The organism is Cupriavidus sp. 05N38 (assembly GCF_056397345.1).
In genome coordinates, this window is record NZ_JBFTNF010000003.1 from 215792 (window position 1) to 226754 (window position 10963).

7 protein-coding genes are annotated in these 10963 nt (G+C 66.7%); 4 read left to right on the forward strand and 3 right to left on the reverse strand.

The annotated features are described in order from the left end of the window. Window positions 1-3 precede the first annotated feature (3 nt). On the reverse strand, window positions 4-1971 hold the full coding sequence (locus AC1DK4_RS04110; RefSeq protein ID WP_441617638.1) for an AMP-dependent synthetase/ligase: 1968 nt from the start codon (window positions 1969-1971) through the stop codon (window positions 4-6). Between the two features lie 245 nt (window positions 1972-2216). On the opposite strand from AC1DK4_RS04110, the gene AC1DK4_RS04115 reads away from it, so the two are divergent. From AC1DK4_RS04115 to adeC, 4 genes are all read left to right on the forward strand, one after another. Further along, window positions 2217-2885, forward strand: a complete 669-nt coding sequence (locus tag AC1DK4_RS04115; RefSeq protein WP_441617636.1) for a Crp/Fnr family transcriptional regulator — start codon at window positions 2217-2219, stop codon at window positions 2883-2885. A 689-nt stretch (window positions 2886-3574) separates the two neighbouring features. Then, window positions 3575-4720, forward strand: a complete 1146-nt coding sequence (locus AC1DK4_RS04120; protein WP_441617634.1) for an efflux RND transporter periplasmic adaptor subunit — start codon at window positions 3575-3577, stop codon at window positions 4718-4720. Between the two features lie 40 nt (window positions 4721-4760). Continuing rightward, on the forward strand, window positions 4761-7907 hold the full coding sequence (locus AC1DK4_RS04125) for an efflux RND transporter permease subunit (RefSeq protein WP_441617632.1): 3147 nt from the start codon (window positions 4761-4763) through the stop codon (window positions 7905-7907). Continuing rightward, window positions 7904-9361, forward strand: coding sequence for an AdeC/AdeK/OprM family multidrug efflux complex outer membrane factor (gene adeC / locus AC1DK4_RS04130; RefSeq protein WP_441650154.1), 1458 nt, complete (start codon window positions 7904-7906; stop codon window positions 9359-9361). The genes AC1DK4_RS04125 and adeC overlap by 4 nt, the downstream gene beginning before the upstream one ends. Window positions 9362-9540: 179 nt before the next feature. Here the strand turns inward: adeC and AC1DK4_RS04135 are convergent, their stop codons facing one another. Both AC1DK4_RS04135 and AC1DK4_RS04140 read right to left on the reverse strand, forming a co-directional pair. Continuing rightward, on the reverse strand, window positions 9541-10395 hold the full coding sequence (locus AC1DK4_RS04135; protein WP_441617628.1) for a 3-hydroxybutyryl-CoA dehydrogenase: 855 nt from the start codon (window positions 10393-10395) through the stop codon (window positions 9541-9543). 76 nt (window positions 10396-10471) lie between these two features. Further along, window positions 10472-10903, reverse strand: coding sequence for an HIT family protein (locus AC1DK4_RS04140; RefSeq protein ID WP_441617626.1), 432 nt, complete (start codon window positions 10901-10903; stop codon window positions 10472-10474). Window positions 10904-10963 lie beyond the last annotated feature (60 nt).

Here is a 10963-nt window from a genome sequence, read left to right on the forward strand (position 1 = left end):
CGCTCATGCCGCGCGCGCCGCGCCGGCGGCGGGCGGAAAGCGCTTCACGTCAACCAGCTTCAAGGTGGCCGAGACGCTGCCTTCGCGCCCGTCCTCGAACTTCACGCGCGTCTCGATGAACTGTTCCGCCTTGCCCGCGAACAGCGCGTCGACCAGCACCGCGTACTTGTCGGCGATAAAGCCGCGCCGCACCTTGCGCGTGCGCGTCAGTTCGTCGTCGTCGGGGTCCAGCTCCTTGTGCAGGATCAGGAAGCGCGCGACCTGCGAGCCGGCCAGCATGGCGTCCGCAGCCAGGTCCGCGTTCACCTGCGCCACGCACTCGCCGATCATCTCGATCACTTCCGGCCGCCCGGCCAGGTCGATATAGCCCGCGTACGGCAGGTGGCGCCGCTCGGCCCAGTTGCCCACCGCGTCGAAATCGATGTTGACGAAGGCGCAGACATTGTCGCGGCCCGTGCCGAAGGCCACGGCTTCCTTGATGTAGGGGAAGAACTTGAGCTTGTTCTCGATGTACTTGGGCGCGAACATCGAGCCGTCGGCGAGCTTGCCCACGTCCTTGGCGCGGTCGATGATCTTGAGGTGGCCGTCGGCATCGATCACGCCGGCGTCGCCGGTCATGAAATAGCCTTCGTCGTTGATGGCCTCGCGGGTGGCGTCGTCGCGCTTGTAGTAGGACTTGAGCAGGCCCACGCCGCGCACCAGCACCTCGCCGTTGTCGGCGATGCGGATCTCCATGCCCGGCGCGGCCGGCCCCACGGAGTCGAACTTGACCTTGCCGTCGGGCTGCAGGCAGACATAGGCGCAGGTCTCGGTCTGGCCGTAGAACTGCTTGAGGTTGACGCCGATGGAGCGGTAGAAGCGGAACAGGTCCGGCCCGATGGCCTCGCCGGCGGTATAGCCCACGCGGATACGGCTCATGCCAAGCACATTGCGCAGCGGCCCGTAGATCAGCACCTCGCCCGCCAGGTAGCGCAGGCGGTCGGCCAGCGGCACCGGGCGCCCGTCCAGCATGTCCGTGCCGCAGCGGCGCGCCACGTTCATGGCCCAGTGGAACAAGCGGCGCTTGAGCCAGCCCGCGTCTTCCATGCGGATCATCACCTGCGTGAGCAGGTTCTCGTAGATGCGCGGCGGCGCGAAGTAATAGGTGGGGCCGATCTCGCGCAGGTCGGTCATCACGGTATCGCGCGACTCCGGGCAATTCACCGTGAAGCCTGCCACCAGGGCTTGCGCGTACGAGAACAGGTTGTCGCCGACCCATGCCATCGGCAGGTAGGACAGCACATCGTCGCCGGCCACCAGCCCGTCGAACGCGCAACCGTTGCGCGCCGCGCCGATCAGGCCGCGGTGCGAGTGGCACACGCCCTTCGGCTTGCCGGTGGTGCCGGAGGTGTAGAGGATGATGGCGGTGTCGTCGGGCGAGCCCGCCTCGACGGCGGCATCGAAGTAGCCTGGGTTGGCGCGGTCGAACTCGCGGCCGATTTCCTGCAGGCGCTGGTACGACATCAGCGCCGGATGATCGTAGCCGCGCAGCCCGCGCGGGTCTTCATAGATGACGTGGCGCACGGTGCGGCCCTGCTCCGCGAGCTGGGCCTGCACCTCGAGCAGCTTGTCCACCTGCTCCTGGTCTTCGACGATGGCGAAATCGATCTCGGCGTCGTTGAGCACATAGACCATCTCGCCGCCGATGGCGTCCTGGTACAGCGGCACCGGCACGCCGCCGAGCGCCTGCGCGGCGCTCATGGCCCAGTACAGGCGCGGGCGGTTGTCGCCGACCACTGCCAGGTTCATGCCGCGCGTAAAGCCCAGCGCTGCCATGCCGCAGGCCAGCGCGCGCACCTCCTGCGCGGCCTGCGCCCAGTTGTAGGTCTGCCAGATTCCGAGATCCTTCTCGCGGTAAGCCGGGCTTCCGGGCCGCTGCTGGGCATGCGCCAGCAGCAGGCGCGGGAAGGTCGTCGCCGACGGTTCCTGCATCGCTGTCTCCTGTCCCTCGGTGGCGGGGATCCGCCACCGGTGTCAAGCCTGCATCCGCTGGTTATACTTGGCCAGTTTTGCCCGGCGACGCAAACATGCGTTCGCCGCAGCGCATCAAGCCCGCCGCGCCTTTCCTGGCGCGCACTCGCGGTTCGTGGTGATCGTAAGATAGTTCATGCCATTTCCCCCGGTTGTCACGCCGGTGACAATTCGGGGTTAATCCCTACGGGAAGGGTTTTCAGCTAATGCTTAACGATTTTGTGGATCGCTGCGTATGGGCAGCCGATCTCAGTCCCGAGCAACGCGACCGTGTGCGCCGCGCCATGTGTGTGCGCGAATATAGCCAGGGCGACTACGTCTGCCACAAGGGCGACGTGGCCGAGCACTGGATGGGCGTGCTCGAGGGGATCGTGAAGATCACCACCGTCTCGCCCTCGGGCAAGTCGGTCACCTTCACCGGCGTGCCCACCGGTGGCTGGTTCGGCGAAGGGGCCGTGCTCAAGCGCGAGATCCGCAAGTACGACGTGATGGCGCTGCGCCGCTCGCGCATTGCCTTCCTTCCACTCGACACCTTCCAGTGGCTGCTCGATACCAGCCTGCCGTTCACGCGCTTCTTGCTCACGCAGTTCAACGAGCGGCTCGGGCAGTTCATCGCGGCGGTGGAATACGAGCGCCTGCTCGACATCGATTCGCGCGTGGCGCGCGCGGTGTCTTCGCTGTTCAACGAACATCTGTACCCCGGGCTGGGCACCACGCTCGAGATTTCGCAGGAAGAGATCGGCTTGCTGGCGGGCATATCGCGGCAGCGGGCCAACCAGGCGCTGAAGGTGCTGGAGCAGCAGGGCCTGGTGAAAGTGGACTACGGGGTGATCGAGGTACTCGACCTAGACGGCTTGCGGCAGTATGGGGAGTGAATGAAGCGGGAATGGCTGCGAGCGGGACGGGCATGTTTCCCGGCGATGCACACGATGCACACGATCCACACGATCCACACGATGCGCACGATGCGCACTTCGGGCCTTCCGCTCCGCCCCCTGCGGTGCGCACCGGTCACCACCGCGGGTTGCCGACCTCGGGGGTCAAAGCCTTTGATGCAGATATTGAAATTAATTGAAGCTGCCTGCGCCGGCGGCGTGATTGAAGGCCCGGCCGCACCGGCAAGCTGCAAAATGCGGCAAAACCGCACCTGAATCGTGCCGTCCGGGCTGCCTGATCAGGCACCTGGGACCGGTCGCAGGCGAAATCTGCGGCATCTTGCCGCAGGTCGTCCCGGTTTGTTACGGGCCATTAATCGTTTGAAATATTCCGGCAAGACAATCCCCGGGAAAACCCTCGATAGGCGGGATAGAATCGCCTACCTGTACATCGGTAGGCAAGCGTCAGGCCAGCCCTGGCAACAGCCGGGGCGGCATATTCCTTGCTGGATTCGCCGGGGACCGGCGCAGTCCCGAGGGCACCTGGCGTCCGGGCCGCCCACGCCGCCGCGCGCCGGCGGCGCACGCAATTTACCGTGCCGGCTTACCGCTGCGACCGCATCACGGACTGTCGCGGCGGCGCACGGCCGTCATGGTTCCGCAGTCTTTCAATCTTCTAGGAAATCGCAATGCAACGATCGCGCACCATGCGTGCTTTGATTCCGGGCGTGCTGGGGATTGCCCTGGCGACGCTCGCCGGATGCGGCAAAAAGGAACAAGCCGGGACCCCGCCGCCGCCGCAGGTGGGCGTGGTGACGCTGGCACCGGAATCGGTCATGGTCAATTCCGAACTGCCGGGCCGGACTTCGGCCTACCTGGTCGCCGAAGTGCGGCCGCAGGTCGACGGCATCATCCAGCGCCGCCTGTTCAAGGAAGGCAGCGACGTCAAGCAGGGGCAGCAGCTGTACCAGATCGATCCTTCGACCTACGAGGCCACCTACAAGAGCGCGCAGGCCACGCTGGAATCGACCCGGCTGCTGGCGGAGCGCTATGGCAAGCTGGTCGCCGACGAAGCGGTCAGCAAGCAGGCCGCGGCCGAAGCCAGGGCGTCCTTCCTGCAGGCGCAGGCGGCGGTCCAGCGTGCCGAGATCAACCTGCGCTACACCAAGGTCCTGTCGCCGATCTCCGGGCGCATCGGGCGCTCCAACGTCACCGAGGGCGCGCTCGCGGTCAATGGCCAGGCAACCGCGCTGGCGACGGTCCAGCAGATCGACCCGATCTATGTCGACGTGACCCAGCCGTCGGCCACGCTGCTGCGCCTGCGCCGCGAACTGGCCGACGGCAAGCTCGAGGGCGCGGGCTCGAACGCGGCCAGGGTAAGCCTGAAGCTCGAGGACGGTACCGCGTACCCGGAAAGCGGCAGGCTTGAATTCTCCGAGGTGTCGGTCGACCAGGGCACCGGCTCGGTGACGCTGCGCGCGGTGTTCCCGAACCCGAACCATGTGCTGCTGCCGGGCATGTTCGTCCATGCGCGCCTGAGCGAAGGCGTCAAGGCCAACGCGATCCTGGCGCCGCAGGTCGGCGTGACGCGCGACCTGAAGGGCCAGGCCACCGCGCTGGTCGTGAACGCGAAGGATGAGGTCGAACTGCGCCCGCTCACGACCGACCGCGCGGTCGGCGACAAGTGGCTCGTGACCAGTGGCCTCAATGCCGGCGACCGCCTCATCGTCGACGGCCTGCAGTTCGTCCGCCCGGGCGCGAAGGTCAGGCCCGTGCCGGCAGCCACGACGGCCGCCGGCGGGGCATCGGACGCCGCCGCGCGGGCCAAGTCCTGATACCGCACGCAGGGTAAGGAACAAGGGATAAGGATCCTCCATGTCTAATTTCTTCATCGATCGCCCGATCTTCGCCTGGGTGATCGCGCTGGTCATCATGCTGGCCGGCGTGCTCTCGATCCGGGCGCTGCCGATCAGCCAGTACCCGGCGATCGCGCCGCCGACCATCGCCATCTCGGTCAACTACCCCGGCGCTTCCGCCGAGACGGTGCAGGACACGGTCGTGCAGGTCATCGAGCAACAGCTCAATGGCCTGGACCGCCTGCGCTACATCTCGTCGGAGAGCAACTCCGACGGCAGCATGACCATCACCGTGACGTTCGAGCAGGGCACCAACCCCGACATCGCGCAGGTGCAGGTCCAGAACAAGCTGCAGCTGGCGACGCCGCTCCTGCCACAGGAAGTGCAGCAACAAGGCATCCGCGTCACCAAGTCGGTGCGTAACTTCCTGGTCATCGTGGGCCTGGTCTCCAGCGATCCGAAGGTGACGCGCGAAGACCTGTCGAACTACATCGTCTCGAACATCCAGGATCCGCTGTCGCGCACCTACGGCGTGGGCGACTTCCAGGTCTTCGGCTCGCAATACGCCATGCGGGTGTGGATCGATCCGGCCAAGCTCAACAGCTACCAGCTCGCCCCGCTCGACGTCAGCAACGCCATCAAGGCGCAGAACGTGCAGGTGGCCTCCGGCCAGCTGGGCGGGCTGCCGGCGGTCAGCGGCCAGCAGCTCAACGCCAGCGTGATCGGCAAGACCCGCCTGCAGACCAGCGAGCAGTTCGGCAACATCCTGCTCAAGGTCAACCCGGATGGCTCGCAGGTGCGGCTCAAGGACGTCGCGAAGGTGGAGCTGGGCGGGCAGGACTACAACATCAACGCGCAGTACAACGGCCAGCCGGCATCCGGCATCGCCGTGCGCCTGGCCAGCGGCGCGAACGCGCTGGAGACGGTCAAGGCAATCCGCGCCACGCTGAACCAGTTGCAGCCGTTCTTCCCGTCGGGCATGAAAGTGGTGTTCCCGTACGACACCTCGCCGGTGATCGCGGGCTCCATCCACGAGGTGGTGAARACGCTGCTGGAAGCCATCGTGCTGGTGTTCCTGGTGATGTACCTGTTCCTGCAGAACGTGCGCGCCACGCTGATCCCCACCATCGCCGTGCCGGTGGTGCTGCTCGGCACCTTCGGCGTGCTGTCCGCGTTCGGCTACTCGATCAACACACTGACCATGTTCGGCATGGTGCTGGCGATCGGCCTGCTGGTGGACGACGCGATCGTGGTGGTGGAGAACGTCGAGCGGGTGATGGCCGAGGAAGGGCTCTCGCCCAGGGAGGCCGCGCGCAAGTCGATGGGGCAGATCCAGGGCGCGCTGGTCGGCATCGCGATGGTGCTGTCGGCGGTGTTCCTGCCGATGGCATTCTTCGGTGGCTCGACCGGCGTGATCTACCGGCAGTTCTCGATCACCATCGTCTCGTCGATGGTGCTGTCGGTCCTGGTGGCGCTGATCCTGACGCCGGCGCTGTGCGCGACCATGCTCAAGCCAATCGACAAGGGCGACCACGGCGAGCACAAGACAGGTTTCTTCGGCTGGTTCAACCGCAAGTTCATCTCGACCACGCAGGGCTACGAGCGCAGCGTGAAGGGGATCTTGCGCCGGCGCGTGCCGTTCCTGCTGCTCTATGTCGCGATCGTGGCGGGGATGGCCTTCCTGTTCACGCGCATCCCGACCTCGTTCCTGCCGGAAGAAGACCAGGGCGTGCTGTACGCCCAGGTGCAGACGCCGCCGGGCGCGACCGCCGAGCGCACGCAGAAGGTGCTCGACCAGATGCGCAACTACCTGCTGAAGGACGAGGGCAAGGTGGTGGACTCGCTGTTCACGGTCAACGGCTTCAACTTCGCCGGCCGCGGCCAGAACTCGGGCCTCGCGTTTGTCCTGCTCAAGCCCTGGGAGGAGCGCGGCGGAGACGATACCAGCGTGTTCGACCTCACCAAGCGCGCGCAGCGCAAGTTCATGTCGTTCCGCGATTCGCTGTCGTTCGCGTTCGCGCCGCCCGCCGTGCAGGAGCTCGGCAACGCCACCGGCTTCGACCTGTACCTGCAGGACCAGGCCGGCCTGGGCCACCAGGCGCTGATGAATGCACGCGACAAGTTCCTGCAGCTGGCGTCGAAGAACCCGGTGCTCCAGCGCGTGCGCCCGAACGGCCTGAACGACCAGCCGCAGTACATGCTCGATATCGACGACGAAAAGGCGCGCGCGCTCGGCGTGTCGCTGACGGACGTCAACAGCACCGTGTCGATCGCCTGGGGCTCGAGCTACGTCAACGACTTCGTCGACCGCGGTCGCGTCAAGCGGGTCTACCTGCAGGGCGAGCCCAATTCGCGCATGAACCCGGACGACGTCGACAAGTGGTTCGTGCGCAATGACAAGGGCGCCATGGTCCCGTTCTCGGCGTTCGCCACCGGCAAGTGGGGCTTCGGCTCACCCAAGCTGCAGCGCTACAACGGCGTGCCGGCGGTGGAAGTGCTGGGCGAGCCGGCCGCCGGCCGCAGCTCGGGCGAGGCGATGGCCGCGGTGGAGGAGATCATGAAGCAGATGCCCCCGGGCATCGGCTACGCGTGGACCGGCTTGTCGTATGAGGAACGGCTGTCGGGCTCGCAGGCGCCCGCGCTGTATGCGCTGTCGCTGCTCGTGGTGTTCCTGTGCCTGGCCGCGCTCTACGAGAGCTGGTCGATCCCGTTCTCGGTGATGCTGGTGGTGCCGCTGGGCGTGATCGGTGCGCTGCTCGCCACGCTGCTGCGCGGCCTGTCCAACGACGTGTTCTTCCAGGTGGGGCTGCTGACCACGGTGGGCCTGTCGGCCAAGAATGCGATCCTGATCGTGGAGTTCGCCAAGGAGCTGCACGAGCAGGGCAAGGGCATGGTCGAAGCGGCGATCGAGGCCTGCCGCATGCGCCTGCGCCCGATCGTGATGACCTCGCTTGCGTTCATGCTCGGCGTGGCACCGCTGGCCATCTCCAGCGGCGCCGGCGCCGGCAGCCAGCACGCCATCGGCACRGGCGTGATCGGCGGCATGATCACCGCGACCATCCTGGCCATCTTCTGGGTGCCCTTGTTCTTCGTCGCGGTAGGCTCGCTGTTCAAGGGCAAGAAGCGCGACGACGCCGGCACGCTCAACAAGGAAGCGCTCCAATGAAGAAACACGTGATTTGCCTGGCCGCCGCGGCGGCGCTCGCGGCGCTGTCCGGTTGCAGCCTGATCCCGCACTACGATCGCCCGGCCGCGCCCGTCGACGCGGCCTATCCGCAAGGCCCGGCCTACCCGCCGGCCGATGCGGCGGCACCCGCGGCGGCCGACCTCGGCTGGCGCGATTACTTTGCCGATCCGCGCCTGCGCCGGCTCATCGAAGCCGCGCTGGACAACAATCGCGACCTGCGCGTGGCCGCGCTCAACGTGGAAGCCTACCGCGCGCAGTACCGCATCCAGCGCGCGGACCTGTTCCCCGAGGTGGATGCCAGCGCGTCCGGCTTGCGCCAGCGCGTGCCCGCCGACCTGTCGACCACGGGCCGGCGCCTCATCAGCAGCAGCTACGGCTTGTCGCTCGGCACCACCGCGTGGGAGCTGGACCTGTTTGGCCGCGTGCGCAGCCTGAGCACCGCCACGCTCGAGCGCTACTTCAGCAGCCAGGAGGCCATGCGGAGCACCCATATCGCCCTGGTGGCGAGCGTGGCCGATGCCTACCTGGCACTGCGCGCGGACGAGGCGCTGCTGCAGCTCACGCGCGACACGCTCGGCACCTACGAGCGCACCTACCGCCTGACCAGGCGCAGCTACGACGAGGGCATTGCCTCGCGCCTGGACCTGCGCCAGTCGCAGACCAGCGTCGAGACCGCGCGCGCCAGCCTGGCGCGCTACACGCGGCAGGTGGCGCAGGACGAGAACGCGCTGTTGCAGCTGCTCGGCACCAGCAGCATGCCGGCCGACCTGCCCGCGGGCCTGGCCCTGGACCAGAAACTGATCGCCGACGTTCCCGCCGGCCTGCCTTCGGATCTGCTGCAGAACCGGCCCGACATCCTCGCGGCCGAGCACCAGCTGCTGTCGGCCAACGCGAACATCGGCGCGGCACGGGCGGCATTCTTCCCCAGCATCAGCCTGACCGCGTCGGCCGGCACTGCCAGCAACCAGCTCTCCGGCCTGTTCGATGCGGGCTCCGGCACGTGGCTGTTCCAGCCGCACATCAACCTGCCGCTGTTCACGGCCGGCAGCCTGCAGGCCAGCCTCGACTACGCGCGCATCCAGAAGGACATCAACGTCGCGCTGTACGAGCGCACCATCCAGACGGCGTTCCGCGAAGTCGCCGACGGGCTGGCCGCGCGCGGCACCTTCGGCGACCAGCTCGCGGCGCAGCTGCGCCTGGTGGATGCGACGCAGGACTACTACAAGCTTGCCGAGGAACGCTACCGCACGGGTGTCGACAACTACCTGACCGTGCTCGACGCGCAGCGCCAGTTGTTCAATGCGCAGCAGATCCTGATCGGCAACCGGTTCAACCAGCTGAGCAGCGAGGTCAACCTGTACAAGGCGCTTGGCGGCGGGTGGAAGGCTGCGTCGGTGGTACCGGCGCCTGCGGCGGGGACGCCGGCTTCGTAGGCGGGTTCCAGGCCGCTGTATCGCCCGGGAGGACGGCGCGGCGCACGCCTCTCCCGCGCGTGGTAGAGCAACCGTGTCAAGCGGGACGCAAGCCCCCTGCACAAAAAAAGGCCGGCGACGGGCATCCCGTCGCCGGCCTTTCCTTTTTGGCGTCTGGCGTCTGGCGCCTGCCTGCCGTCTTACTTGCTGTAGACGTACACGCCGCGCCCGGTCTTGCGGCCCAGGTAGCCCGCGGCCACCATCTCGCGCATCAGCATCGCCGGGCGGTACTTCGGATCGGCAAATTCCGTGTACAGCACTTCCATCACCGCCAGCATGGTATCCAGGCCGATCATGTCGGCCAGCGCCAGCGGGCCGATCGGGTGGTTGCAGCCCAGCTTCATGGCTTCGTCGATCTCTTCCGGCGCGGCCAGGCCTTCGCCCAGCACGCAGAAGGCTTCGTTGATCATCGGGCAGAGGATGCGGTTGACCACGAAGCCCGGGTTGTTCTTGACCGTGACGGGATACTTGCCGAGTTGCTTCGACAGCGCCTCGACCAGTGCGTGCGCGGTGTCGCTGGTCTGCAGGCCGCGGATCAGTTCGACCAGGGCCATCATCGGCACCGGGTTGAAGAAGTGCATGCCGATGAAGTTGGCCGGGCGGCTGACGACTGCCGCCAGCTTGGTGATCGAGATGGAGGACGTGTTGGATGCCACCACCACGTCGTCGCCGACGATGGCGTCGATCTGCTTGAGGATCTTGACCTTGAGGTCGAAGTTCTCGGTGGCGGCTTCGATCACGATGTCGGCGGCCTTGAGATCGTCATAGGCGGTCGAGCCCTTGATGCATGCCAGCGCAGCGTCCTTGTCGGCTTCGCTGATCTTGTCCTTCTTGATCAGGCGGTCCAGGCTGCCCGCGACGGTGGCGATGCCCTTCTGCACCGCCGCTTCACTGATGTCCACCATCACCACGTTCAGGCCCACCACGGCGCATGCCTGCGCGATGCCGTTGCCCATGGTGCCGGCGCCTACGATGCCAACTGTCCTGATTCCCATCTTCTCTTCCTTGTTGCTGGTTGCTTGATTCTGATTGCTTGATTCAGCTTGTCCGATCCGGGCTGCAGGCGCGCGCTCAGGCTTCGCGCAGCGCGGCGATGATGCGCTCGGCGTGCTGCTCGAGGATCTCCGGGTCCTGCATGTCGGTGCCGTGGCCGCGCAGGGCACGGTCGGCGTAGCGCGGCACGATATGGAAATGCACGTGCGGCACCGTCTGGCCGGCGGCGGCGCCGTTGAACTGGCCGATCGAGATGCCGTCCGGGTTGAAAGCGGCGCGCACCGCGCGCGCGATGCGCTGGGTGGTGCGGATGGCGGCGCCCGCCGCGGCTTCGGACAAGTCGAAGATCTCGGCGGCGGGCTCCTTGGTCACCACCAGCGTGTGGCCGTCGGACTGCGGCATGATGTCCATGAAGGCGATCGTATCGGCATCTTCATAGACTTTGTTGCAGGGCAGTTCGCCACGCAGGATGCGGGCGAAGATATTGTTGGGATCGTACGTCTTGCTCATGTCTGGTCTCGTTGCTGATTGGCTTGCCGGGCGGCTCTGGCGGGCGCAGCCTTGAAGTTT

What these genes read in the sequence shown, in the direction of transcription:
- AC1DK4_RS04120 (WP_441617634.1), top strand. Translation starts at nt 3,575, where the DNA reads ATGCAACGATCGCGCACCATGCGTGCTTTGATTCCGGGCGTGCTGGGG.
- AC1DK4_RS04115 (WP_441617636.1), top strand. Translation starts at nt 2,217, where the DNA reads ATGCTTAACGATTTTGTGGATCGCTGCGTATGGGCAGCCGATCTCAGT.
- adeC (WP_441650154.1), top strand. Translation starts at nt 7,904, where the DNA reads ATGAAGAAACACGTGATTTGCCTGGCCGCCGCGGCGGCGCTCGCGGCG.
- AC1DK4_RS04140 (WP_441617626.1), bottom strand. Translation starts at nt 10,903, where the DNA reads ATGAGCAAGACGTACGATCCCAACAATATCTTCGCCCGCATCCTGCGT.
- AC1DK4_RS04110 (WP_441617638.1), bottom strand. Translation starts at nt 1,971, where the DNA reads ATGCAGGAACCGTCGGCGACGACCTTCCCGCGCCTGCTGCTGGCGCAT.
- AC1DK4_RS04135 (WP_441617628.1), bottom strand. Translation starts at nt 10,395, where the DNA reads ATGGGAATCAGGACAGTTGGCATCGTAGGCGCCGGCACCATGGGCAAC.